This window comes from Streptomyces sp. DvalAA-43, from assembly GCF_900091725.1.
GTDB lineage: Bacteria > Actinomycetota > Actinomycetes > Streptomycetales > Streptomycetaceae > Streptomyces > Streptomyces pulveraceus.
The window spans coordinates 1-25553 of record NZ_FMBW01000090.1 but is presented as its reverse complement, the minus strand read 5'-3'; the positions used below and the strand labels follow the sequence as shown (position 1 = coordinate 25553).

Here is a 25553-nt window from a genome sequence, read left to right as displayed (position 1 = left end):
ACACGGTGAAGTCGGCACCCGCGCCGCCGACCGGTTGGGTGAGCCCGCGTTACCAGGCAGGATGGGGCAGTCCAGCCGGTGAGGGGAAAACATGATCGAGAAAATCCTGCCGTCCCGGGTAGCGGTGGCAGAGGCGTTCTCCGACCTGCCCGACGCCGTGCTCCTGCCCGGTGAGGAGCAGCTGACCCGCGGTTTCGTGGAGAAGCGGCGCAAGGAGTTCACCACGACGCGGCACTGCGCCCACCGCGCGCTCGACTCGCTGGGCATCGCCCCCGTACCCATCCTCAAGGGCGAGCGGGGCGTCCCGCTCTGGCCCGAGCGTACGGTCGGCAGCCTGACCCACTGCACCGGCTACCGTGCCGCAGCCGTGGCCCAACGGGCGGAGGTGCTCAGCATCGGCATCGACGCCGAACAGGACGCGCCGCTGCCCGGCGACGTCCACAACAGCATCGCGCTTGCCTCGGAGCAGCGGCGCGAGCGCGAACTCCGCCTGGAACACCCGGAGATCCACTGGGACCGGCTGCTGTTCAGCGCCAAGGAGGCCGTCTACAAGACGTGGTTCCCGCTCACCCACCGCTGGCTCGGTTTCGAGGAGGCCGACATCGAACTCCGGCTGGACGGCCGCTTCACCGCCGAACTGCTGGCCTCCGACCGACGACCGGTGGCCGGGGCGCGGGTCCCGGAGGTCCCCGAGGCCTTCCACGGCCGCTGGCTGTCCGAAGGGGGGCTGCTGCTGACCGCGATCGTCGTCGAGAACGTCCCCGGCACCGCGCGGGGAACGGGTTCGTAGGGCCGGGGGAGCGGCGGCAGGGGTCTCGTCCGAGGGGCGGGTGTTCCCGTAGCCTCTGTCCGCATGAGCGAAGATCTCCCGGGCGAAGAGCGCAGGCGCGCACGCGAGTTGGGCATCTCCCTGGACGGCGATCCGGGTCCGTGGAACGCGATCACGGACGTCCCCGGTGTCGAGGTCGGCTACGTCACCCTCGTCGAGGGCGACGACGTACGCACCGGAGTGACGGCGCTGCTGCCGCGCGGCCAGGACGGGGTGGGCACGCCCTGCGCGGCCGGCTGGCACTCGTTCAACGGCAACGGGGAGATGACCGGAACCGCGTGGATCGAGGAGAGCGGCTCGCTCGCCGTCCCTGTGGTCATCACCAACACGTACGCGGTCGGCCCGGTGCACCGGGGCGTGGTCGAGTGGGTGCGCGCCAACTGCCGTGGCATGGCGCCGGAGTGGCTGCTGCCGGTCGTCACGGAGACCTGGGACGGCCACCTCAACGACATCCACGGTACGGCCGTGGAGTCCCGGCACGCGGCGGCCGCGATCGGGGCGGCGGCGTCCGGCCCGGTCGAGGAGGGGTGCGTCGGCGGCGGCACGGGCATGCGCTGCTACGGCTTCAAGGGCGGCTCGGGCACCGCGTCGCGGGTGGTGGAGTACGGCGAGGACCGGTACACGGTCGGTGCCTTCGTCCAGGCCAACTTCGGCGCACGGCGCGAACTGGTGGTGGCCGGGGTGCCGGTGGGGCGCGAGCTGACCGACCCGGCCGGGGCGCCGGTCCCGGAGGCGGTGCCCGAGGGGGAGCGCCCGGTACCGCCGGGCGCGGGTTCGGTGATCGTGGTGGTGGCGACCGACGCCCCGCTGCTGCCGGGTCAGTGCAAGGCGCTGGCCCGCCGGGTGACGCTCGGTCTGGCCCGTACGGGCACCACCGGCAGCCACTTCTCCGGAGACCTGTTCCTGGCCTTCTCCACGGCCAATCCGTCCGCGCTGACCAGTACGTTCCCCGAGGACGACGGCAGCGCGCCGTACGAGTCGATGCGCTTCGTGCCCTGGGGCCGGATGGACCCCTTCTACGGCGCGGTGGTCGAGTCGGTGGAGGAGGCGGTGCTCAACGTGCTGACCGGCGCGCACGCGATGACCGGCCGGGCCGGACACCACGTTCCGGCGCTCCCGCTGGACCGGGTGACCGAACTCCTGGCGGCGCGGGGAGCGCTGTCGTAGCCCGGCGGTCCCGGCACCGTCCGCGGCCGCTTCGAGGCGGGCTCGTTGGCCCGCTACAGGTTCGTCGGCCATACTGCCCGCCGTGGAGCAGCGCATAGATCCGAACACTCAGCCCGGATACGCCGCAGGGACAGACCCGGCGTTCATTCCCGGTCTCACGGCCCCCGTCGCGGCCGGGAAACCGGACACGAGCCTGGAGCAGGCAGAGCTGGAGAAGCCAGAACCGGAACAGACGGAACCGGAACAGACGGAGCGGGACGAGCCGGAGGGTCCGGAGGACCGAGTACCTGAATCCGTCGCGTCCGGCGAGGACGACAAGGACAGCCAGGACGACAAGGACGGCGATGCCGAGGCCGCGTCCGACGCGGCGGCGGACGGGCCCTCGTTCGAGGTGAGCGACCGTCGCGGTTCGATCACCGCCGACCGGGAGGGCGTCCGGTTCCGGCTGGACGACCAGGAGGCCGAGTTCCGGTGGGACGAGATCGGCGCGGTCGAGGTGAAGACCCCCCGGTTCGGCCGCCGGTTCACCGTCACGGTCCATATGTCGACCCGCCGGTGGTTCAACGCCGAGGTCGAGGCACCGGCCAGGAGCAGCCTCAAGCAGTGGGAGGCGGAACTCGACGCGGTTCTGGACGTCTACTTCGAGGAGTCCTGACCTCTGGACGTCTGCTTCGAGAAGTCCTGACCACGGCGGTGCCGTGCGGGAGGGCGGGGCCGGTGGTCGTCGGAACGACCGCCGCCCCGCCCGACGACCGCCGCCCCCGCCTCACGGCCCCGGGGCAGTGGCGGGCGTGCCGCGCAGCGCGTCGAGGATGTGCGGCCAGGCGGCTGCCCCGAGGGCCGCGTCCGCCGCGGCGGAACCGCCGTACAGGAACCGCGTCGAGACGGGCGCAGGGCCCTCGCCCGGCAGCCGGGGACGGTGACCCGCGTCGGGGCCGCCGATGAGCCGTACGGGCAGCCCGGCGGCCGTGCGGCGGGCCGCCAGCTCCTCGGCGGAGCGCAGCGAGGGCCACATCGCGTCGTCGCCGCCCGCGACCAGGACGAGTGCGGCGCCGGACCTCTCCACCGGGATCCTCGCCGCGTCGACCCGGTCGGCGAAGGTCCGGCGGCTCCGCTCGTACCAGCCGAGGACGGCGACGGGAGCGCCCTCGGGCCGGCCGGGCGCCGGGGTCCAGGAGTCGTCGAGGGGCACGAACGGCAGCGGCTCGCCGCGCCAGGTCCAGGACGACCTGTACGGCCGGGTCAGCCCGTCCCGGCCGGGTCCGACGTTGGCCCAGGTGAGCGAGGTGGGCGAGAGCGCCACCACGGCGTCGACACCGGGCAGGAGCACCGACAGGTGCAGGGCGGCCTCCGCGCCCTTGGACGTACCGAGGACACCGATCCGCCGTGCGCCGCCCGCGCGGAGCACCTCGATCGCGGCCCCGAACGTCTCCAGCGGGACCTCGCACACGCCCGGCGGCTGTCCGGGGCCGCCGAACCAGCGGATCGACAGGGCGGCCATGCCCTCCCGGGCCAGAAGCCGGCACCGCTCGTCCTCGATGCGCCCGCTGGACCCGGAGAGCACCAGCACCCCGACCTCCGCGCCGTCGGCCGGCCGTGCGAGAAACCCCTCGCGCACACCCGGGTGAAGGGTGGTACGAGGGGTTCCACGAGCAGCCTCGCGAGCGCCCGCGCCGGGGGAGCCGAAGACGCGCTCGACGATGTGCACCGGACCGGTCAGGCGTCCGTCAGCACGACGGAGCGGCTCAGGTGGCGCGGGCTGTCCGGGTCCAGGCCGCGGGCGGCGGCGCGGGCGATCGCCAGCCGCTGCACGCGCACCAGCTCGGCCAGCGGGTCCAGTCCGCTCTGCACCCAGCGGGCGCCGGTCGCCAGCACCTGCTCCTCCAGCCCCTCGGGCGCGGTGCCGAACATCCAGGTCGCGGTGCCGGAGGTGGCGATGCTGATGGGGCCGTGGCGGTACTCCATCGCGGGGTACGACTCGGTCCAGGACAGCGAGGCCTCCTTCATCTTGAGCGCCGCCTCGTTGGCGAGCCCCGCCGTCCAGCCGCGGCCGAGGAAGGTGAACTGGGTGCAGTCGACCAGGCCCTCGGGCAGCGGCTCGGCCAGCGCGGTCTCCGCGTCGCGTACCACGTCCTCGGTGTGCAGACCGAGGTGGGCGCGGAGCAGGGTGAGCAGCGTGGTGGCGAACCGGGTCTGCACGACGGACTGCTCGTCGGCGAAGTCGAGGACGACGATCTCGTCGGCGGCCGTCATGACCGGAGTGTTCGGGTCGGCGGTGATGGCCACGGTGCGGGTGGTGCCCCGCAGACGGTCGAGCAGTTCCAGCACCTCGGTCGTGGTACCCGAGCGGGTGAGGGCGACGACCCGGTCGTAGCCGCGGCCGACCGGGAACTCCGAGGCGGCGAAGGCGTCGGACTCGCCCTGACCGGACCCCTCACGGAGCGCGGCGTACGCCTGAGCCATGTAGAACGAGGTGCCGCAGCCGACGACCGCGATGCGCTCGCCGGCGGCGGGCAGGGCGGCCGACTGCGTCCGGGCCAGTTCGGCGGCGCGACGCCAGCATTCCGGCTGACTGGCTGTCTCGATCTCGACAAATGACACTTTTGCACTCCGTACTCGTAGTGGGATGCTCGTTTGCGCACGTTATACGCGACCTGCGAGCATTATCAAGCATTCTGTTTGCAGGTGGCTTGACTGGGTGGAGCCTTGTGCGACGCTTGCGCTGTCCGGTGACCGTACCCAAGGGGATGGGTGCCCGAAGCCCGGCCCGTAAGGAGAGTTGACTTGTCCAGGGATGCCCGGTGGAACGCGCTGCTGGAACTCGTCGGTAAGAACGGCCGGGTGGACGTCGAGGACGCCGCCACGGCCCTGGATGTCTCCGCCGCGACCATCCGCCGCGACCTGGACCAGCTCGCCGAGCAGCAGTTGCTCACCCGTACCCGCGGCGGCGCGGTGGCGCACGGCGTCAGCTACGAACTGGCCCTGCGGTACAAGACCGGACGCCATGCCCCGGAGAAGCAGGCCATCGGCCGCGCGGTCTCCGAGCTGGTGGCGGTCGGCGAGGTGGTGGGACTGACCGGCGGCACGACACTGACCGAGGTGGCCCGCTCGCTGGCGGTGCGCTCCGACGTCGTCGGCGACAGTGCGGCCGGCATGGGCGGCCAGCCGACCCTGACCGTGGTCACCAACGCCCTCAACATCGCCAACGAGCTGGTGATCCGGCCGCAGATCAAGATCGTGGTGACCGGCGGAGTGGCCAGGCCGCAGTCGTACGAGCTGACCGGCCCGCTGGCCAGTGGGGTGCTGGGCGAGATCACGCTCGATGTCGCCGTGCTGGGCGTCAACGCGATCGACACCGAGCGCGGCGCGTACGTCCACCACGAGGGCGAGGCCAGTATCAACCGGCTGCTCGCCCAGCAGGCGCAGCGGGTGGTGGTGGCCGCCGACTCCTCGAAGATCGGCAAGCGGGCCTTCGCCCGGGTCTGCGGCCTGGCCCAGATCGACTTCCTGGTCACCGACAAGGGGATCACGCCCGAGGCGACCGCCCGCTTCACGGAGGCCGGCGTCACCGTCGTCGCGGTCTGATCCGACGCCCGCCCGTCCGACCGCCCGTCCGCCCGTCCTGCCGGTCGCGTCGCGGTCCGAGCCGACGCCTGCCCTGCCGGTCGCGTCGCGGCGCTGCCGCGCGCGGGCGGGTCGGCGCGGACTCCACTCTTGAAACTGTTTGATCTTGCGTGCATTGGCGCAAGATCAAACATGAACGCGCATCCTGGGCTGCAACCCATTCCCCGGTGAGGGGTCCGATGACCGCACCGAGGTCCCTTCGTATGCGTTCTGTGCCCGTTCCATGGTGCTTTCGTGCCCGATTCCGGGTCGCCATGAGGGTGGATCGAGCCTCGAACAGGGCTTTTCTATGTCCTTAGATGTTCGTTACCCGTGTGAAATGAACAACTCTTGCCATCGACGTGCATGTCGTGAACCATGTGCCTGTCGCCGCGAGGGAGCAACGACCGCACCGTCACCGGTGCGTGTTGCCGTCGTGATCGCGGGACACTCTCCCCTTGCTCCATCAGCCCTGGAGGTGCCTGTGACGATGGCAGATGCGCCGGTCTCGGCCGTGCGGTCGCCTGTGCCGCAGCCCCATGACCCTGACGACACGGATCGCTCCGGCGGTAAGAAGCGCAAGGACATACGGGTACGACTACCGCTCCGGCACCGCCTCAAGCGGGACAGATCACTTCTGCTGTTCTGTCTGCCGGGCGTCCTGTACTTCGCGCTGTTCTTCTACCTGCCGCTCGCGGGCAATGTCATCGCCTTCCAGGACTACCAGCCGTTCCTGGGTTTCAAGCAGAGCCCGTTCGTCGGTCTCGCGAACTTCACGGCGCTGCTCTCCGAGCCGGAGTTCTGGAGCGCGGTCTCCAACACGCTGCAGATCACCGCGATCCAGCTGCTGCTCTACTTCCCGGCCCCGATCGCGCTGGCACTGCTGCTGAACTCGCTCATCAGCGAGAAGATCAAGCGGTTCATCCAGACCGTCGTGTACCTCCCGCACTTCCTGTCCTGGGTCGTCGTGGTCGCGATGTTCAAGCAGGTGCTCGGCGGCGCGGGTTCCGTCACCACGCTGCTGATGGAACACGGGGTCAACATCGGCAATGTGATGACCGATCCCGGCACCTTCAAGCTGCTGATCACCGCCCAGGCCATCTGGAAGGACTGCGGCTGGGGGACCATCATCTTCCTGGCGTCCATCGCCTCGATCGACATGGGCCAGTACGAGTCCGCCGCCATGGACGGAGCCGGCTGGCTCCGCAGGATCTGGCACATCACCCTGCCGGGCATCCGGCCGGTGATCCTCATGCTGCTGATCCTGCGGCTCGGCGACATCCTCTCGGTCGGCTTCGAGCAGATCATCCTCCAGCGCGACGCGGTCGGACCGGATGCCTCCGAAGTCATGGACACCTATGTCTACTTCCACGGCGTCATCGACGGCAGCTGGGGAATGAGCACGGCCGCCGGCCTGATGAAGGGCGTCATCGGATTCGCCCTCATCCTCGCCGCCAACAAGCTGGCCCACCGCTTCGGTGAGCAGGGAGTGTACCGATGAGTCAGCAGACCCTTGCGGCACGACTGCGGGGCGCCCGGTCCGGGGCCCGCGGCGGTGAGCGCCGCCGTGCCTCGTCCGGCCGTCCGCCGTGGATGGAACGGCCCCACTGGTACGGCCAGGGTGCGAAGGCCGCCGCCCTGGTCGTCCTGACCGTGATCGTGCTCTACCCGTTCGTCCTCGCCATCGGGACCAGCCTCGCCGGGCGCGAGGAGCTCAACGCCAACGGCGGATACGTCCTGCTGCCCAAGCACCCGACGCTGGAGGCGTACCGGGTCATCCTCTCCGGCGGCGTCGTCACCCAGGCGGCCGTGGTCTCGATCTTCATCACGCTGATCGGCACCGCGCTGAGCCTGGCCTGTACCGTGATGATCGCGTACGGCACCTCGCGGCCCGGCACCGTCCTCGGCAAGCCGATCCTGCTGCTGGTGCTGGGGACCTTCCTCTTCGCCCCCGGCATCATCCCGACGTACCTGGCCGTCCAGCAGTTCAAGATGCTCGACACCTACGCGGCGCTGATCCTGCCCGTGCTGCTCAACGCGTTCAACATCGTGGTGGTGCGCTCGTTCTTCCAGAGCATCCCCGAGGAGCTGTACGACGCCGCGCGGATCGACGGCGCGGGCGAGGTGACCGTCCTCTTCCGGATCGTGCTGCCGCTCTCCAAGGCGGTCCTCGCCGTGGTGGGCCTCTTCTACGCGGTCGGGTACTGGAACAGCTTCTTCAACGCGGTGCTCTACCTCAACGACTCCAGCAAGTTCCCCATCCAGGTGATCCTGCGCAGCTACGTCCTCAACGGCCAGAGCATCAACGCGCAGGCCATGGGCGTGCACGCGATCCCGCCCGCGACCTCCTTGCAGATGGCCGTGCTGATCATCGCCATCGTGCCCATCTTCTGCGTCTATCCCTTCCTGCAGAAGTTCTTCGTCAAGGGCGTCCTCACCGGGGCGATCAAGGGCTGATCCGCCCGCCCGGACATCCCGTCGCCCCACGCACTTCACACATTCCAAGGAGCACCCATGTCCACCCACATGTCCAGGCGCGGTTTCATGGGCGCGGCGGGGATCGCCGGCCTGACCGCGGCCGGTCTGACGTCCCTGACCGCCTGCGGCAGCGGCGCCACCGTCAGCAAGGGCGGGGCCAAGGCGTCCGCCAAGATCAAGCTCCCGGCGTACGTCCCCGCGCAGACCGCCCCCGCGGACCTCGCCGGGAACGCGGCCGGGCTGGACGCCACGTACCTGCGCTACCCGAAGAAGCTGACCAGGTCCGTGGCCAAGGCGCCCGGCGACGGCAGCCGCATCACGGCCCTCACCGAGACGTTCACCACGCCCGCCCCGCCGCAGGGCAAGAACGGCTACTGGCAGGAGCTGAACAAGCGTCTCGGGGCGCAGTTCGACATGACGATCGTCGTCGACCAGGGCGTCGACGCGTACCTCACCAAGTTCAACGCCATGATGGCCAGCGGTGACATCCCCGACCTGGTGTGGTTCCCGCCGAACCAGGGCATCCAGCGCGTGCCCGAGCTGCTGGACGCCAAGTTCCACGACCTCACGCCGTATCTGTCCGGCGACGCGGTCAAGAAGTACCCGAACCTGGCGAACCTGCCGACCACCGCGTGGAAGACCGCCGTGATCAACGGCAAGATCCGCGGTGTCACCGTCGCCTACGGCTCCATGGGCCAGGTCTACGTCGTCAACGAGGACTACTGGAAGCCGGTCGGCGGCGCCGAGTTCACCAGCGCCGAGGACTTCCTCGCCAAGGGCAAGGAGCTCCTCGACGCCAAGCGCAACAAGTACGTCCTGGAGCCGGCGTACGTGAACCACGTCGGCATGTTCGGCCAGTGGTTCGGGGCCCCCAGCGGCTGGCGGCTGGAGGGTGGCAAGCTGACGCACATGTACGAGACCGAGGAGTACCAGGAGGCCCTGGCGTTCGGCGTCAAGGTCGCCAAGGCCGGTCTCTTCTGGCCCGACCCCAACCTCTCCACCACCATGGAGAAGATGGCCCAGGGCACGCTGGGCGCCTATGTGCAGTCCTTCCCCAGCTTCCTGGTCGACGTCAAGAACTACGACTTCCCGTTCGGCATCATCCCGCCGTTCGCCGCCACGTCCGGTGCGAAGCCGCGGTACTCCATGGGATACGGCTCCGTCGGCTACACCGCCATCAACAAGAAGGCCGACGACAAGCGGGTCAGGATGCTGCTGGGCGTGCTGGACTACCTGGCCGCGCCCTTCGGCACCGAGGAGCGGCTCTTCCTCGACAACGGCATCGAGGGCACGCACTTCACCCACGCGGCCAACGGCGACATCAAGCTCACCCCGAAGGGGAACGCGGAGGCCGTCACCACGGCCATGCCGCTCGCCTTCCTGGCCGCCGGTCCCGAGTACATCTACCTGCCGGGCAAGTCGGAGCTGGCCGGCCGGATCCACGGCTGGCAGCAGGAACTCCTCAAGATCAGCCAGACCAACCCGACGAGCGGCCACTTCTCCGACACGTCCACCAGCAAGAGCGCGTCCCTCACCACCGCCATGAGCGACTGCCAGAAGGACATCATCGCGGGCCGCAAGCCGATCTCCGCCTACAAGGAGGAGCTGCGCAAGTGGCGCTCCGGCGGCGGCGACAAGATGCGCGCCGAGTTCGAGGCCTCGCTCGCGGGCAAGTAGCCGCCCGTCACCAGTCTCCGCCCGCACCACCCGCACAGACAGAAGGGACCCCCGTGTCAGACCTGCGACTCGGCGTCATCGGGCTCGGCCTGCGCCGCTCCATCGCGACCTCCGCCCACCACCCCGGACAGGGTTCGGCGATCACCGCCGTCTGCGACCTCGACCCGGAGGTGCGCAGGCGCGAGGCCGAGCGCTTCGGCACCGAGGTCGCGGTCGAGGACTACAAGCTGCTCCTCGGCCGGGACGACCTGGACGCGATCATCGTCGCGACCCCGGACGACACCCACGAGACCATCGCCATCGACGCGCTGCGGGCCGGCAAGGCCGTCTTCGTCGAGAAGCCGCTCGGGATCACCGTCGAGAGCTGCGACAACATCCTGCGCGCCGCGTACGAGACCGGAACCCGGCTGTACGTCGGACACAACATGCGCCACATGGGCGTCGTGCGGCTGATGCGCGACATCATCGCCCGGGGCGACATCGGCGAGCCCAAGGCCGTGTGGGTGCGGCACTTCGTCGGCTACGGCGGCGACTACTACTTCAAGGACTGGCACGCCGACCGGACCCGCACCACCGGTCTGCTGCTCCAGAAGGCCGCGCACGACATCGACGTCCTGCACTGGCTGGCGGGCGGCTACACCCGCCGCGTCAACGCGCTCGGCGACCTCCTCGTCTACGGCGACCTGCCGCGCCGCGAGGCGGACACCCCGCGCCCGGCGAACTGGCTGCGCGAGTTCGACTGGCCGCCGACGGCCCGCAAGGACCTGCACCACATCGTGGACGTCGAGGACGTCTCGGTGATGAACATGCAGCTCGACAACGGCGTGGTGGCCGCCTACCAGCAGTGCCACTTCACCCCCGACTACTGGCGGAACTACACCGTCATCGGCACCGAGGGCCGCCTGGAGAACTTCGGCGACAGCCCCGGTGACGAGGTCAAGGTCTGGAACACCGGCCCCAGCGGCTACCGCCGCGACGCCGACATCACCTACCGGGTGCCGGAGGCGGGCGGTTCGCACGGCGGCGGGGACACCCGGATCATGGCGGAGTTCTGCCGGTTCGTGCGCGACGGGGGCGTCACCGACACCTCGCCGGTCGCCGCCCGGATGAGCGTCGCCGCCGGTGTGCTCGCGACCCGTTCGCTGCGTGAGGGCGGTGCGCCGTTCGAGGTACCGGCCCTCGACCCGGAGCTGATCGCCTACTTCGAGGGCGGCCAGGTGCGCCGGCCGTAGCGCTGCGGCCGGTCCGTCCGCCGCCCGGGAGACCTCCGGGGACAGTGCCCTTCGGCACCGTCCCCGGAGGTCTTTTTGCGACTGTTTTCGGTCATGCTCGGTGGGTAATCGGCGCATTCGGGTGTGGCGACCGCGTGAGGGCTGTCCGCCGCGACGCGTGACACCGTCGGGTGAATTGAGAAGGTTTATCCGGAAGGTGGCAGGGGGGAGTCGCGTGCGCCGGTGTCGCAGGGTCACCGCCGCTCCGCCGTCGGAAACCATGAGCGATCAATTTGCGCCAACAGGACTCCGGGGTGGCCGAGTTCGAACGCGTGGCCGGATTTCGGTCGGCATAATCGCGTCCATGTCGATCACGCGTGGAGACGTCGTTGACCTGGGGCGGGGCCTTTACGCATGGCTCCCGCCGAAACGGGGCTGGGGGCTGGCGAACTGCGGGCTGCTCGTCTCGCCCCGCGGTGCGCTCTGGATCGACACCCCGTACGACGACGTCCTGGCCGGCCAGTTCCTGGCCGAGTCCACGAAGCGGCTGCCCGACGGAGTCCACGTCGACCGGGTGATCGTCACCCATGCGAACGGCGACCACTTCTGGGGCGCGGGCGTACTCCCGGACGCGGAGATCATCGTGACCCGCGAGGCCCGCGAGCACATCCACTACGACCCCACGCCGAAGCAGCAGCACGCCCTCGTCACCGCCGGCGGCCCGGCCACCCCGCTCGGCGGCTACCTCTCCCAGCACTTCGGCCCCTTCGACTGGTCGCAGACCGAGCCGGTGGTACCGACCACCTACTTCACGGGCGAGCTCGAACTGACCCTGGGGGAGTACCCGGTCCGGATCTCATCGCTGCCGCCCGCGCACACCACCGGCGACCTGATGGTCCATCTGCCCGCGCAGGACGCCGTGTTCACCGGGGACATCATCTTCTCCTCCACCCCGGGACAGCCGGGCGACCACCCGGTGCACTGGGCGGGGCCGCTGAGCAATGTGATCGCGGCCTGCGAACGGGTGCTGGACACCGGGGCCGAGACCGTCGTCCCGGGACACGGCCCGATCCTCGACCGGGCCGGGGTGCGCGATCACATCGTCTATCTGGAGTACGTGCGCGAGCGCGCCCACGCCTTCCACACCGCCGGGATCCCCGCCGTCGAAGCCGCCCGCCGGGTCATCGGCGAGGTCCGCTACCCGGAACTGGGCCTTCCCGAGCGGCTGGTGGTGACCATCGGCAGCGAGTACCGGCAGCTCGACGGCACCGAACTGCCCGGCGTGCTCCAGGTGATGACCGAGGTCGCCGAGGTCGCTCAGGAACTGGAGCGGCCGGATGGACCGGCGCGCCCCACGGAGCGGTAGGCGGAGCCCGTGCGGACGCTGCGGCCCGAAGACCGATCCGACCACAGAAACGCGGTGACGGCATGGGATGGATAGTGGCGGTGATCGCCGTCGCCGCTGCCGTGACGGCAGCGGTCCGCGCGCAGAACGCGGCGCGCGCCGAGAACATCGCCCTGGCCCGCGCCGAGCTGGCCGAACGCCAGTCGAGGGCCGCCGAGGCCCGTACCGCCGCTCTTACCGACGAGATCCGCCAGCTGGCCCGCAACCGGATACCCGCCGCCGCGCTCGCCCTCTCCCATCCCACCGCCAAGGTCCCCGGACTGCGGGAGGCGGACGAGGTCGACGGCGACTCCGCGCGCCTGCTGACCGAGGCGGTGCAGGCGGCCCGCAAGGCCGTCGTCGAGGAGCGCGGCCGTGTCGACGCGGCCGCCCGCGCGGCGATGCGCGGCACCTCCGCCAAGATCCAGTCCCTGCTCAACCAGTCCCAGCAACTGCTGCACGAGCTCCAGCACGAGTACGACGATCCACGCATCCTGCAACTGGACTTCCGCAACGAGTTGGCGCTGCGGCGCACCCAGGCCACCGCGGTGCTCTGCGACGCCTGGCCGGGCCTCGCCCGCCAGAACTCACCGCTGGTCGAGATCGTGCTCGGCGCCCAGTCCCGGGTCGCGGGCTACGAACGCGTCAAGGTCGCCAACCATCTGCGCGACGAACGTCTCGCGCTCGTCGCCCGTGCCGCCGAACCCCTCGCCATCGCCCTGGCCGAGCTGCTGGCCAACGCCACCGCCTACTCGCACCCCGACACCGATGTCCAGGTCACCGTCCAGCAGAGCGGAGGCCGCGGCGCGTTCCTGGTGGTCGACGACGCGGGCATCGGCATGGACGACGACGCGCTCGACCGGGCACGGGCCCTGCTCGCCGGCCCGCCCGAAGTCCTGCTGACCGAGCTGGGCGATCCGCCGCAGACCGGCTTCGCCGTCGTCGGCCGGCTGGTGCTCCAGTACGGCTTCAACTGCCACATCGAGGCATCGCCGTTCGGCGGCATGCGCACGATCCTGCGCGTCCCCGCCCATCTGCTGACCGTGATGGAGGACGACCGCAGCCTCTCCGCCCTCGCCCCCAAGCCGGTGCAGGCGCAGGCCACGTCCTCCCTACCCGCCCCGACCGAGCAGGAGACCGCCCCCGTGCCGCAACCCGCCGGCGGGGAGGCTGCCGCGCTGCCCAGCCGTCGCCGACGCGCACCACGTCCGGCCCCGGCCCGCTCCGTCTCCGCCGACACCGCCCCGGACCGCGAACAGGTGCTCCGTACACCGGAGGAGGCCGGGGCTTCCTGGGCGGCACTCCAGCAGGGCACCCTCAACGGCAGGAGCGTCGCCGGGCGGCCATCCGCACCGGCACCGGACGACCACGACCACCCGGACGACCGGGACGAGCAAGGAGACGACCAGACGTGAGCGCCCCCACTTCCACCACCGGTGACCTCGCATGGGTGCTGACCCCGCTGCTGGAGCTGCCCGGAGTCCAGCACGCCGTGGTCGCCACCGGCGACGGGCTCGTCGAGGGCGCGTCGCCCGGCCTGGACCGGGCTTCCGGTGAGCGGGTCGCCGCCATGACCGCCACGCTGCACGCCGCGGCACGCGCGTTCACCACGGCGTTCACCGACGTCGAGGCACCGCGCCTGGCCCAGACGGTCGTCGAGTCCGACCAGGGCTTCGCCATCGTCGTACCGGCCGGGAACAACACCACACTCGCCCTGTTCGCGGAACCCGGCGCCAAACTCGGCGACATCGCCTACCAGATGCAGGTGCAGGTCACCGCCCTGACCCGGGCGATGAACGCGCCTGCCCGCAAGCCGGACACCACCGCCCGGCCATGACCTCCGGCCCGGGGCGCCGCCTGATACCCGCCTATCTGGTCACCGGCGGCCGGACCCGGCCCGCCGGTCCCGCGCTCGACCGCCTCGACGTACTCGTACGCACCGACACCGAGCTGCCCCCGGACACCGGCTCGGAACAGCGCAGACTGTGCGAGCTGCTCGGACCGGGGGCGCTCACCGTCGTCGAGTGCGCGGCCCACCTGGACCTGCCGGTCAGCGCCACCGTCTTCCTGGCCACGGACCTCGCGGCCGCCGGACACCTGCACACCCGACCGCCCATCCCCAGCGCCGGGGAGATCGACCGGTCGCTCGTCGAGAGGCTGCTCGTTGGACTCCGCTCCCTCCACTGACCGCACCGGCATCGGCTATCTGCCGCCCGCGGCCCGGACCCTGATGAAACTCGTCGTCACGGGTCCGTTCGGCGTCGGCAAGACCACCCTGATCCGTACGCTGTCGGAGATCGCCACGCTCCACACCGAAGAGGCGATGACCCAGTCCAGCACCCGGCTCGACGACACCGCCGGGCTGCCGGACAAGACAACGACCACCGTCGCCATCGACTTCGGCCGGCTCACCGTCCTGGACGACCTGGTGCTCTACATGTTCGGCACCCCCGGCCAGCAGCGGTTCCTGCCGCTCTGGGAGGACATCGCGCGCGGTGCGCTCGGCGCTCTGGTCCTGGTCGACACCCGCAGGCTCGGCGACTCCTTCGCGGTCATGGACATGGTCGAGGAGCAGGGTCTTCCCTACGCGGTCGCGGTCAACCGTTTCCCCGACGCCCCCGCCCACACCGACGAGGTCCTGCGCAAGCACCTCGACCTCGCCCGCGAGACCCCGCTGGTCCAGTGCGACGCCCGCGAACGCCGCGGCAGCATCGACGCGCTGATCGCGCTGGCCGAGCACGTGCTCACCCGGATGCCCAGGCCCGAGGACCCGTCATGACCCCGTTCGTCCAGCCGCCGCAGCCCCTCGCCCTGTACGGTCCGGAATTCGCCGCCGACCCGCAGAGCCACTACCGGCGCCTGCGCGAACACGGCCCCCTCGCGCCCGTCCGGCTCGCCCCCGGAATCGACGCCCTGCTGGTCACGGACTACCAGGCCGCCGTCGACCTGCTGCGCGACACCCACACCTTCACCAAGGACCCGCGCGCCTGGCAGGCCACGGTCCCCGACGACTCGCCGGTCCTGCCCATGCTCGGCTACCGGCCCACCGCGCTCTTCAGCGACGGCGACGTGCACGCCCGCTACCGCGACGCCATCAACGACAGCCTCGCCCTGATCGAGCCGCACGTCCTGCGGGCCGAGGTCGCCCGGGTCGCCCAGCGGCTCATCGGAGAGTTCTCCGCCACCGGAAGCGGCGATCTCATCTCCCAGTACGCCCGCCGGCTTCCGCTGCACGTCTTCGTCACCTGGTTCGGCGTACCGCCGGGCGACGGCGAGCGGATCGTCAACGGCATCGCCGGCATGTTCAACTCGACCGAGAACGCCGCCACCGCCTACGCCGACCTCGTCGAGGTCGTCACCGAACTGGTCGCGGACCGGCGCACCCGGCCGCGCCGCGACCTCACCTCGTACCTCCTCGGCCATCCCGCGAATCTCGACAACGACGAGACTGTGCGTCAGATCACCCTGATCATGAGCGCGGGCCACGATCCGACAACGAATCTGATCGGCAACGCGCTGCTGCACATGCTCACCGACGCCCGCTACGCCGGTTCGCTGCACGGCGGGGCGATGACGGCGCACGAGGCGATCGACGAGGTGCTCTGGCAGGACCCGCCGCTGGCCAATCTCGCCGCCCACTACCCCCGGCACGACACGGAGTTCCACGGCGTGCGGCTGCGCGCGGGACAACTCCTCCTGGTCTCCTACGCGGCGGCCAACTCCCGCTCCACGCCCAGCCGTTCGGACCTCGCGGTGCGCTCCGGGGCCAGCGCCCACCTGGCCTGGTCCGCGGGCCCGCACCGGTGCCCCGCGAAGCAGCCGGCACTGCTCATCGCCATGACCGCGATCGAGCAGCTCACCAGCCAGCTGTGCGACGCGGAACTGGCGGTTCCGGCAGGTGATCTGAAGTGGCGTCCGGGACCGTTCCACCGTGCTCTGGTCCGGCTTCCGGTACGGTTCACCCCCGTCGACATGAGTGCGGAAGCGCACCGGCTCAGGTCCGCCGGGGAAGCGGCGGACGGGTCGCCGGCGGTGTCGATCGGCCCCTGAACCGTGTCGGTGGTACGCCGAACGGGTGAGTGGCGAGAGAATTGCCCGATGAACAGCGAGCGCAGCCGGCGCAACGCCGACCGAAGCACAGACGGGGTGGTCCGGTGAGCAGGTACGACAGGTACGACGTCACGGACGAGCAGTGGGAGGGGCTTGCCCAGGTCGTACCTCTGCGCAGCCGCAACGAGTGGCCGTCCAGGGTGGATCACCGTACGGTCCCCGACGAGAGTCCGGCCTCCCAGCAGCGCCGACTCGTCGTGCTGCGGGTCCAGGTCTTCGCGGACGCACGGGAGGTGGCCGAGTACCTGGTCGGGCAGATCCCGGTGCTGCTCGACCTGACCAGCGCCGAGTCGGACGTGGCCAAACGCATCCTGGACTTCACCAGCGGGGTGGTCTTCGGCCTCGGCAGCGGAATGCACCGGGTCGACCGGAATGTCTTTTTGCTTTCCCCGGTCGGCATGGAGGTCGAGGGAGTCACCGCGGCGGGCCTTCCCGGTTCGTAGTCCGCGGTACGGCCGTCAGGAGGGCCGTCCGGGCGGGCGGTGCGAGGCGGTTCAGGTACCCCGATCGTAGGAAGGTCGTTCAGGAGGAACGGTTCGCCGCTGCGCGGCCCGCATACCGTCCGCCCATGACCGCACTCCGCCCGGGTACCACCCCGCCACTGTCCGCCGCCCCCTCGAAGACCGCCGACGCGTCCGCCGCCACTCGCGGGCCGGACCGTCCGGAAGTCGCACGGCCCTCCGGCGGGCCGGTCCGCTCGGCCGGCCCCGTCCTCACCGAGCTGCGGCTGTCCGCCTTCGCCTCGCACCGGGGCGCCGCCTTCCCCATCGGCCCGGTCACGCTCTTCGGCGGGCCCGGCGGCAGCGGCAAGACGAGCGCGTTACGGGCGTACGAGGCATTGGCGCGGCTGGGCGCCGGGGACCCGCTGGACGAGGTGTTCCCGGACCCGGCGGGCTGCGTACCGGAAGGGGCCGCGCCCGATGCGCAGGGGCGCCGCGGTTTCCGGATCGGCTGCACGGCGGACGGCCCGGCCGGACCGGTACGCCTCGATGTCGCCGTCCAGGCGGAGCCCGCGCTCCGCATCGTCGGCGAACGGCTCACCGGAGGCGGGGAGACCCTCCTCACCACCGCGTTGCGCGACCCGGGGCGTGCCACGGTCCAGGCGGCCTGGCACACCGCCGGCGCGGTCCCGGTGACGCGGGCCCCGCTGCCGGACGACCGGCTCGGCACGGCCCTGCTGCCGCTGCGGGTCGCGGGCCGGACCGAGGGGCAGTTACAGGTTCTGTCCGCCGCCGAACAGATGGTGGTGGCCCTGCGGTCGGTCTTCGCCTGCGAACCGCGGCCGCACCGGATGCGTGCCCCCGTGCCGGCCGGTGACGGCAGGCTGCGCCGCGACTGCGACAACCTCGCGGCGGTGCTGGAGCGCACGCTGACGTGGTGCCCCCGGCGCCGTGCCCGGCTGCTTGCCGCCGTGCGCGCCGGATGCGCGGGACCGGTGACGGCGCTGGGCGTCGAGCACCTCACGGACGGCTCGCTGCGGGCGACGGTCGGGCGGGGCGAGGGGCGGGCCACCCCGGTCGGGCGCCTCGGGGACGGCGAGCTGAGGTACCTCGCGCTCACCCTGGCGCTGCTCACCGGACCCGGACTGCTGGTCATGGACGCCGCGGGGGAGGTGCCGTCGGCCATGCAGACACTCACCGTGCTGGCCGACGGACTCGACCGCGACCTGGACGGGAGGCAGTTGCGCGCGCTGCTGTCCCTGGCCGGGACGGTCGGGGCGGCCGGGCATCTCAGGCTGGTCGGGACGGTCACGGAACCGGGCGTGGCACCGGCCCGGGAGACGCCCGGGGTGACAGTGGTAGACCTGGGGCCGTGACAGAACATGATGTACGGGCCCTGCAGCGACGGCTGGCCGCGTTCGCGGCCGCACGGGACTGGGAGCAGTACCACACCCCGAAGAACCTGGCGGCGGCGCTGAGCGTCGAGGCGTCCGAGCTGGTCGAGATCTTCCAGTGGCTGACGCCGGAGGAGTCGGCGCGGGTGATGGAGCGGCCCGGGACCGCGCACCGGGTGGCCGACGAGGTCGCGGATGTCCTCGCGTATCTGCTGCAGTTCTGCGAGGTGCTGGGCATCGACGCGCTCACGGCACTGGCCGAGAAGATCGACCGGAACGAGTCCCGATTCCCGGTGCCGGGGCGCCCGGACCCCTCGGAATCCAGCGACCGTCACTCTTCGGAGTGATCCACTTATCCACAATCGATCGAGTGTCCACAGATTTCCGAATTCCCCTGGCTTTTCGGTGCCAGTGACCTCACTGTGGGTAATGAATGAGGTGAGCGGCTTTTCGTACGGACGGGGGAACGCATGGAAGCGGAACGGCTCGTAGGAGTCAGCCGGCGTGCTCTGGCACAGAGCAGGGGGACGCCGGACATCATCGCGGAGGCCTGGCAGGCGCAGGCGCTGGCCCAGGCGATCGGCAGCCGGCTGGCTGCCGACGGCCCCAAGGAGTTACGGGGCGAGGCGCGCGGGCTGAGCGAGATCGGCGGCCGGAGCAGCGGGGCGCTGGACCACCCGGCGGCGCGGGCCGGGGTGGCGCGGGCCGCACAGCTCTCCGAGCTCGCCGAGCCCCGGGCGACGCTGACGGGGCTCGGCGCACTGCTCGGGGAAGTGGGGATGGCCCTGGTCGGGGTCGCCTGCGAGACCGACGAGCAGGGGCTCTACTGGCAGTGCATGGAGGCGATCGACGCGGCCGACGAGTCCATGGACCGGGTGCACGGAATGCTTCGCCGCCTCGACGAGCGGGACAGGGAGCGGCAGCAGGATCTGGAGCGCGGCCGGGGGCGCGACGGCCCGTACGGGGTGTACGACGCGCTCGGCGGGCCGGCGGGTCCGACCGCGGCCGGTCGCGGCCGCGCACGGCTCCGGGAGTGACGGCGCGAGCCATCGGATGGAAGGCGGTGACTGTTCCGCCGTCGCGGGACTCCGACAGCGACGGCCCGTGGGCGGCGGCGGAGGAGGGAGCGACCGGTGTCCCGGAGGTGCAGGATGGACGCATGGATCTTCGAATCTTCACCGAGCCCCAGCAAGGGGCGAGCTACGACACCCTGCTCACCGTCGCCAAGGCGACCGAGGCCCTCGGCTTCGACGCCTTCTACCGCTCCGATCACTACCTCCGCATGGGACAGGGCGACGGACTGCCCGGCCCGACCGACGCGTGGATCACCCTGGCCGGGCTGGCGCGTGAGACCAAGCGGATCCGGCTCGGCACCCTGATGACCGCGGGGACCTTCCGGCTCCCCGGGGTGCTCGCCATCCAGGTCGCGCAGGTCGACCAGATGTCCGGCGGGCGCGTCGAACTCGGTCTCGGCGCGGGCTGGTTCGAGGAGGAGCACAAGGCCTACGGCATTCCGTTCCCCAAGGAGAAGTTCGGCAGGCTGGAGGAGCAGCTGGAGATCATCACCGGGCTGTGGGCGACCGGGATCGGCGAGACGTTCAGCTTCGACGGCACCTACTACCAGCTCACCGATTCGCCCGCGCTGCCCAAGCCGGCGCAGGCCAAGGTGCCGGTGCTCATCGGCGGTCACGGCGCGACGCGGACGCCGCGACTGGCCGCCCGCTACGCCGACGAGTTCAACATCCCCTTCGCGTCGCTGGAGGACAGCGAGAAGCAGTTCGGCCGGGTCAGGGAGGCGGCCCAGGCGGCCGGCCGGGCACCGGACGACCTGGTGTACTCCAACGCGCTGGTGGTCTGCGTCGGCCGGAACGACGCCGAGGTGGCGCGCCGCGCCTCCGTGATCGGGCGCGAGGTGGCGGAACTGAAGGCGAACGGGCTCGCGGGTTCGCCCGCCGAGGTGGTCGACAAGATCGGCCGGTACGGCGCGATCGGCTCGTCCCGGATCTACCTCCAGGTCCTGGACCTGGACGACCTGGACCACCTGGAGCTGATCTCCTCCCAGGTCCAGTCGCAGCTCGGCTGAGAAGCGAGAAGCAAGGACCAGGGACCAAGCCCGAAGTGCCGCACGCGAAGCACGAAGCTCCGAGGGAGTCGCCTGTGCACCCCGCCCGGTCGGCCGACGACCTGCCGCGCCGCCACGCGCCCGTCCATGAGCCCGTCCGCACACTCGGCCGGGCTCTCGCGGCGGGGCCGGTCCTGCTCGACGGGGGTCTCTCCAACCAACTGGAGGGGCAGGGCTGCGACCTGTCCGATGCCCTGTGGTCGGCCCGCCTGCTGCTCGACGGGCCCGGACAGATCGAGGCGGCCCACACCGCCTACGCGCGTGCGGGTGCACAGGTGCTCACCACGGCTGGCTACCAGGCGACCTTCGAGGGGTTCGCGCGGCGGGGCATCGGCCGGGCGGAGGCGGCGGAGCTGTTCGCCCGCAGCGTCCGGCTGGCGCGACGGGCCGCCGGCACGGTGGAGCGGGAGGTCTGGGTCGCCGCTTCGGTCGGTCCGTACGGGGCGATGCTGGCGGACGGCAGCGAGTACCGGGGCCGCTACGGGCTCTCCGTCCAGGAGCTGGAGCGCTTCCACCGGCCCCGGATCGAGGCGCTGGCCGCCGCCGGGCCCGATGCGCTGGCGCTGGAGACGGTGCCGGACATCGACGAGGCCGAGGCCTTGTTGCGGGCGGTCGAGGGGTGCGGGCTGCCGGTCTGGCTCTCGTACAGCGTGGCGGGCGACCGTACCAGGGCGGGCCAGCGGCTGGAGACGGCCTTCGGGCTCGTGTCGGGTCGCGACGACGTGGTGGCCGTGGGGGTGAACTGCTGCGATCCGGCGGATGCCGACCGGGCGGTGCGGGTGGCCGCCGAGGTGAGCGGGAAGCCGGCCGTCGTGTATCCGAACAGCGGCGAGCGGTGGGACGCGGAGGGGCGTGGCTGGGTCGGCGCCCCCACGTTCGACCCGGGCAGGGCGAGGGCCTGGTCGGACGCCGGGGCCCGGCTGATCGGCGGCTGCTGCCGGGTCGGCCCGGACACCATCGCGGAACTGGCCGGGCTGCTCGGCACGGCGACGGCCGACGGACACGCGAAAATACCTGGTGAGGGGTGAGAGGACCAGACCATACTCGGACATGTGTTCCTGACGATCAGTACAACCGGCAACCCGGAACGTCCGGCGACCGAGCTCGGCTTCCTGCTGCACAAGCATCCCGACAAGGCGCAGACGTTCTCCACCTCCCACGGCACCGCGCATGTCTTCTATCCCGAGGCATCCGCCGAGCGCTGCACCGCGGCGCTCCTGCTGGAAGTGGATCCCGTGGCCCTGGTGCGCCGCGGCAAGGGGAAGGGCCGGGGCGGCGCCCCCGACGCGGCGCTCGCGCAGTACGTCAACGACCGCCCGTACGCGGCGTCCTCGCTGCTCTCCGTCGCCATGAGCGCGGTCTTCAAGTCCGCGCTGAACGGCGTGTGCCGCGCCCTGCCCGAGCGCGCGCAGGCGCCGATGCCGCTGCGGATCGATGTGCCCGCGCTGCCGGCGCGCGGCGGTGCGGAGCTGGTGCGCAAGCTCTTCGGGCCGCTCGGCTGGACGCCGTGGCCGTGCCGCTGGACGAACAGTTCCCGGAGTGGGGGGACTCGCGGTACGTACGGCTGGTGCTCGAAGGCGAGTTGCGGCTGGCGGACGCGTTGCGGCAGCTGTATGTGCTGCTGCCGGTGCTGGACGACGCCAAGCACTACTGGGTCGCACCGGACGAGGTGGACAAGCTGCTGCGGGCGGGTGAGGGCTGGCTCGCAACCCACCCCGAGCAGAAGCTGATCACCAGCCGCTATCTCGCGCGGCGCTGGGGGCTGACCCGGCAGGCGATGCAGCAGCTCGAACTGGTGCGGCTCGCCGAGTCGGACGACCTCGACGTCGAGAGCATCGACAACGCCGTGGACGAGACGACCGACACCGAGGAGAAGCCGGTCCCGCTCGCCGAGCAGCGGCGCGCCGCGATCCTCGACGCGCTGCGTGCCGCGGGCGCGAGCCGGGTCCTCGACCTGGGCTGCGGACAGGGCCAGTTGGTCCAGGCACTGCTCAAGGACACGAGTTTCAAGGAGATCGTCGGCGTCGATGTCTCCATGCGCGCCCTCACCATCGCGTCGCGACGGCTGAAGCTGGACCGGATGGGGGAGCGGCAGGCCGCCCGGATCACGCTCAGACAGGGCTCGCTCACCTACACCGACAAGCGGCTCAAGGGGTACGACGCGGCCGTGCTCAGCGAGGTCGTCGAACACGTCGACCTGCCGAGGCTGCCGGCGCTGGAGTACGCCGTGTTCGGTGCGGCCCGTCCCCGGACCGTGCTCGTGACGACGCCCAACGTCGAGTACAACGTCCGTTGGGAGACCCTTCCCGCCGGGCACGTGCGCCACGGCGACCACCGCTTCGAATGGACCCGGGCCGAATTCCGCGGCTGGGCCCGGGACGTGGCGCGGCGGCACGGATACGGGGTCGGCTTCGTCCCCGTGGGACCCGACGACCCCGAGGTGGGACCGCCCACGCAGATGGCCGTCTTCACGATGGGCACGGCCGACACGCCCACCACACACACCCACACCGAGAAGGAGGCGAATGCCGCATGACCAGTACCGCACGCACGCTGCCGGTGACCGACCTCTCTCTCGTGGTCCTCATCGGGGCCAGCGGTTCCGGCAAGTCCACCTTCGCCCACAAGCACTTCGCACCCACGGAGATCGTCTCCTCGGACTTCTGCCGCGGTCTGGTCGCCGACGACGAGAACGACCAGAGCGCCAGCCGTGACGCCTTCGACGTCCTGCACTACATCGTCGGAAAGCGGCTGGCGGCCGGGCGGCGGACCGTCGTGGACGCGACCAGCGTCCAGTCCGAGAGCCGCAAGCAGCTGGTCCAGCTGGCCAGGAGCCACGACGTGCTGCCCATCGCGATCGTCCTCGACCTGCCCGAAGAGGTCTGCGTCGCGCGCAACGCGGGCCGCCCCGACCGCGCCGGGATGCCGCGCCACGTCATCCAGCGGCACCGCCGCGAACTGCGCCGCTCGCTGCGCGGCCTGGAGCGCGAGGGCTTCCGCAAGGTGCACATCCTGCGCACCGAGGAGGAGGCCGAGCAGGCCGAAGTGGTGCTGGAGCGCCGCTACAACGACCTGCGCCACCTCACCGGCCCCTTCGACATCATCGGCGACATCCACGGATGCAGCTCCGAGCTGGAGACCCTGCTCGGCAAGCTCGGTTACGTCGACGGCGCGCACCCCGACGGGCGCACGGCGGTCTTCGTCGGCGACCTCGTGGACCGCGGCCCCGACAGCCCCGGAGTGCTGCGCCGCGTGATGGGCATGGTGTCGGCCGGCCACGCCCTGTGCGTGCCGGGCAACCACGAGAACAAGCTCGGCCGCTACCTCAAGGGCCGCAAGGTCCAGCACACCCATGGGCTCGCCGAGACCATCGAGCAGCTGGACCGGGAGGACGAGAAGGACCCGGCCTTCCGCGAGCGGGTGCGGGAGTTCATCGACGGCCTCGTCAGCCACTACGTGCTCGACGGTGGCAGCCTCGTGGTCTGCCACGCCGGACTGCCCGAGAAGTACCACGGCCGCACCTCCGGACGGGTCCGCTCGCACGCGCTGTACGGGGACACCACCGGCGAGACCGACGAGTTCGGCCTGCCCGTGCGCTACCCCTGGGCGGAGGAGTACCGGGGCCGTGCCGCCGTGGTCTACGGCCACACCCCGGTGCCCCGCACCTCCTGGATCAACAACACCATCTGCCTGGACACCGGAGCGGTCTTCGGCGGGAAGATGACCGCGCTGCGCTGGCCGGAGCACGAACTCGTCGACGTACCGGCCGAGCGGGTCTGGTACGAGCCGGCCAAGCCGCTGGCCACCGAGGCGCCCGGGGGCCGGGAGGGACGGCCGCTCGACCTCGCCGATGTACAGGGCCGCCGGATCGTCGAGACCCGGCACATGGGCCGCATCGCGGTCCGAGAGGAGAACGCCGCCGCCGCGCTCGAAGTCATGAGCCGGTTCGCCGTCGACCCCCGGCTGCTCGGCTACCTCCCGCCGACCATGGCGCCCACCGCCACCTCGCGCGAGGACGGCTATCTGGAGCACCCGGCCGAGGCCTTCGCGCAGTACCGGGCGGACGGCGTCGCCACGGTCGTGTGCGAGGAGAAGCACATGGGCTCGCGTGCGGTCGCGCTGGTCTGCCGGGACGCGGCCGCCGCCCGGGAGCGGTTCGGCGCGGGCGGCACCCCGGATGCCTCCGGCCCGGCCGACGGCCCGACCGGGGCGCTGTACACCCGTACCGGACGGCCGTTCCTCGACGACGTCGCGCTCACCGAGATGATCCTCGGCAGACTGCGCGCCGCCGTCACCGCCGCCGGACTCTGGGAGGAGTGGGACTCCGACTGGGTGCTGCTCGACGCCGAGCTGATGCCCTGGTCCCTGAAGGCGGCCGGGCTGCTGCGCTCGCAGTACGCGGCGGTCGGCGCCGCGTCCGGCGCCGTCCTCCCGGAGGCCAACGCGGCCCTCGCGGCAGCGGCGGCCCGCGGTGTGGACATCGGCGCCCTGGCAGACCGCCAGCGCGGGCGTGCCGAGGACGCCACCGCGTTCACCGAGGCCTACCGCCGGTACTGCTGGAGCACCCAGGGGCTGGACGGGGTGCGGCTCGCGCCGTTCCAGATCCTCGCCGTCCAGGGCCGCTCGCTGGCCTCCGTACCGCACGACGAGCAGCTGGCCTGGCTGGACCGGCTGGTCGAGCACGACCCGACCGGGCTCCTGCGGACCACCCGCAGGCTCCTCGTCGACACCGGCGACGAGGCCTCGGTGCGCGCCGCCGTCGACTGGTGGCTGGAGCTGACCGGCCAGGGCGGCGAGGGCATGGTCGTCAAGCCGCTCGCCGCGCTCGTACGGGACGGCAAGGGCAGGCTGGTCCAGCCGGGCATCAAGGTGCGCGGCCGGGAGTACCTCCGGATCATCTACGGACCCGAGTACACCCGCCCGGAGAACCTGGCGCGGTTGCGCGACAGATTCCTCGGCCACAAGCGGTCGCTGGCGCTCCGGGAGTACGCGCTGGGGCTCGAAGCGCTGGACCGGCTGGCCGAGGGGGAGCCGCTGTGGCGGGTCCACGAGGCGGTGTTCGCGGTGCTGGCCCTGGAGTCGGAGCCGGTCGACCCCCGGCTCTGACACCCGCCGAGGAGGCCGTGGGGCGTCGCGGG

At 71.4% G+C, this 25553-nt stretch carries 23 protein-coding genes and 1 pseudogene; 22 read left to right on the top strand and 2 right to left on the bottom strand.

Features of this window, described 5'->3' with window-relative positions:
- The first annotated feature begins 91 nt into the window (after positions 1 to 91).
- From GA0115234_RS37430 to GA0115234_RS37420, 3 genes are all read left to right on the top strand, one after another.
- A complete protein-coding gene (locus GA0115234_RS37430) occupies positions 92 to 790 on the top strand; it encodes a 4'-phosphopantetheinyl transferase family protein (RefSeq protein WP_093550682.1) in 699 nt (232 codons plus the stop codon).
- A 63-nt stretch (positions 791 to 853) separates the two neighbouring features.
- Positions 854 to 1996, top strand: a complete 1143-nt coding sequence (locus GA0115234_RS37425) for a DmpA family aminopeptidase (RefSeq protein WP_093550680.1) — start codon at positions 854 to 856, stop codon at positions 1994 to 1996.
- Between the two features lie 82 nt (positions 1997 to 2078).
- On the top strand, positions 2079 to 2651 hold the full coding sequence (locus GA0115234_RS37420) for a hypothetical protein (protein WP_093550678.1): 573 nt from the start codon (positions 2079 to 2081) through the stop codon (positions 2649 to 2651).
- 111 nt (positions 2652 to 2762) lie between these two features.
- Here the strand turns inward: GA0115234_RS37420 and GA0115234_RS37415 are convergent, their stop codons facing one another.
- Positions 2763 to 3614 (bottom strand): acyl-CoA thioester hydrolase/BAAT C-terminal domain-containing protein, encoded by an 852-nt coding sequence (locus GA0115234_RS37415; RefSeq protein WP_256088910.1) that lies wholly within the window; start codon positions 3612 to 3614, stop codon positions 2763 to 2765.
- A 98-nt stretch (positions 3615 to 3712) separates the two neighbouring features.
- On the bottom strand, positions 3713 to 4597 hold the full coding sequence (locus GA0115234_RS37410; protein ID WP_093550677.1) for an SIS domain-containing protein: 885 nt from the start codon (positions 4595 to 4597) through the stop codon (positions 3713 to 3715).
- Between the two features lie 183 nt (positions 4598 to 4780).
- Between GA0115234_RS37410 and GA0115234_RS37405 the strand changes: the two genes are divergently transcribed.
- From GA0115234_RS37405 to GA0115234_RS37315, 19 genes and pseudogenes are all read left to right on the top strand, one after another.
- Complete coding sequence (locus GA0115234_RS37405; RefSeq protein ID WP_093550674.1) at positions 4781 to 5581, top strand: DeoR/GlpR family DNA-binding transcription regulator; 801 nt, start codon at positions 4781 to 4783, stop codon at positions 5579 to 5581.
- Between the two features lie 508 nt (positions 5582 to 6089).
- Entirely contained in the window at positions 6090 to 7100 is a 1011-nt protein-coding gene (locus GA0115234_RS37400) for an ABC transporter permease (RefSeq protein ID WP_202554599.1), read from the top strand.
- Positions 7097 to 8056 carry a carbohydrate ABC transporter permease gene (locus GA0115234_RS37395; protein WP_093550672.1) on the top strand — a complete coding sequence of 320 codons (960 nt, stop codon included), beginning with the start codon at positions 7097 to 7099 and terminating at the stop codon, positions 8054 to 8056. Before GA0115234_RS37400 ends, GA0115234_RS37395 begins: the two co-directional genes overlap by 4 nt.
- Before the next feature lie 57 nt (positions 8057 to 8113).
- Complete coding sequence (locus tag GA0115234_RS37390; protein ID WP_093550670.1) at positions 8114 to 9754, top strand: extracellular solute-binding protein; 1641 nt, start codon at positions 8114 to 8116, stop codon at positions 9752 to 9754.
- Between the two features lie 53 nt (positions 9755 to 9807).
- Positions 9808 to 10986, top strand: a complete 1179-nt coding sequence (locus GA0115234_RS37385) for a Gfo/Idh/MocA family protein (protein WP_093550668.1) — start codon at positions 9808 to 9810, stop codon at positions 10984 to 10986.
- 343 nt (positions 10987 to 11329) lie between these two features.
- Entirely contained in the window at positions 11330 to 12331 is a 1002-nt protein-coding gene (locus GA0115234_RS37380; protein ID WP_093550666.1) for an MBL fold metallo-hydrolase, read from the top strand.
- A 62-nt stretch (positions 12332 to 12393) separates the two neighbouring features.
- Positions 12394 to 13764, top strand: a complete 1371-nt coding sequence (locus GA0115234_RS37375) for an ATP-binding protein (RefSeq protein WP_237542066.1) — start codon at positions 12394 to 12396, stop codon at positions 13762 to 13764.
- Complete coding sequence (locus GA0115234_RS37370; RefSeq protein ID WP_093550664.1) at positions 13761 to 14186, top strand: roadblock/LC7 domain-containing protein; 426 nt, start codon at positions 13761 to 13763, stop codon at positions 14184 to 14186. Before GA0115234_RS37375 ends, GA0115234_RS37370 begins: the two co-directional genes overlap by 4 nt.
- The gene (locus GA0115234_RS37365) at positions 14183 to 14536 is read left to right on the top strand and encodes a DUF742 domain-containing protein (protein ID WP_093550662.1); all 354 of its coding nucleotides are present in this window, start codon (positions 14183 to 14185) and stop codon (positions 14534 to 14536) included. Before GA0115234_RS37370 ends, GA0115234_RS37365 begins: the two co-directional genes overlap by 4 nt.
- Positions 14514 to 15128, top strand: coding sequence for a GTP-binding protein (locus GA0115234_RS37360; RefSeq protein WP_093550660.1), 615 nt, complete (start codon positions 14514 to 14516; stop codon positions 15126 to 15128). Before GA0115234_RS37365 ends, GA0115234_RS37360 begins: the two co-directional genes overlap by 23 nt.
- Positions 15125 to 16399 carry a cytochrome P450 gene (locus GA0115234_RS37355; RefSeq protein ID WP_237542065.1) on the top strand — a complete coding sequence of 425 codons (1275 nt, stop codon included), beginning with the start codon at positions 15125 to 15127 and terminating at the stop codon, positions 16397 to 16399. Before GA0115234_RS37360 ends, GA0115234_RS37355 begins: the two co-directional genes overlap by 4 nt.
- A gap of 104 nt (positions 16400 to 16503) precedes the next feature.
- Positions 16504 to 16902 (top strand): cell division protein SepF, encoded by a 399-nt coding sequence (locus tag GA0115234_RS37350; RefSeq protein WP_093550658.1) that lies wholly within the window; start codon positions 16504 to 16506, stop codon positions 16900 to 16902.
- Between the two features lie 125 nt (positions 16903 to 17027).
- Positions 17028 to 18275, top strand: a complete 1248-nt coding sequence (locus tag GA0115234_RS37345) for a biotin transporter BioY (protein ID WP_093550656.1) — start codon at positions 17028 to 17030, stop codon at positions 18273 to 18275.
- Positions 18272 to 18640, top strand: a complete 369-nt coding sequence (locus GA0115234_RS37340) for a nucleotide pyrophosphohydrolase (protein WP_093550654.1) — start codon at positions 18272 to 18274, stop codon at positions 18638 to 18640. Before GA0115234_RS37345 ends, GA0115234_RS37340 begins: the two co-directional genes overlap by 4 nt.
- Positions 18641 to 18763: 123 nt before the next feature.
- On the top strand, positions 18764 to 19330 hold the full coding sequence (locus GA0115234_RS37335) for a DUF6099 family protein (protein ID WP_093550652.1): 567 nt from the start codon (positions 18764 to 18766) through the stop codon (positions 19328 to 19330).
- Between the two features lie 122 nt (positions 19331 to 19452).
- Entirely contained in the window at positions 19453 to 20376 is a 924-nt protein-coding gene (locus GA0115234_RS37330) for an LLM class F420-dependent oxidoreductase (RefSeq protein WP_093550733.1), read from the top strand.
- A gap of 74 nt (positions 20377 to 20450) precedes the next feature.
- Positions 20451 to 21443, top strand: coding sequence for a homocysteine S-methyltransferase (gene mmuM, locus GA0115234_RS37325; RefSeq protein ID WP_370804725.1), 993 nt, complete (start codon positions 20451 to 20453; stop codon positions 21441 to 21443).
- A gap of 24 nt (positions 21444 to 21467) precedes the next feature.
- Positions 21468 to 22951, top strand: a pseudogene (locus tag GA0115234_RS37320) (3' terminal RNA ribose 2'-O-methyltransferase Hen1).
- Complete coding sequence (locus GA0115234_RS37315) at positions 22948 to 25521, top strand: polynucleotide kinase-phosphatase (protein ID WP_093550650.1); 2574 nt, start codon at positions 22948 to 22950, stop codon at positions 25519 to 25521. The pseudogene GA0115234_RS37320 and the gene GA0115234_RS37315 overlap by 4 nt, the downstream one beginning before the upstream one ends.
- Positions 25522 to 25553: the final 32 nt, after the last annotated feature.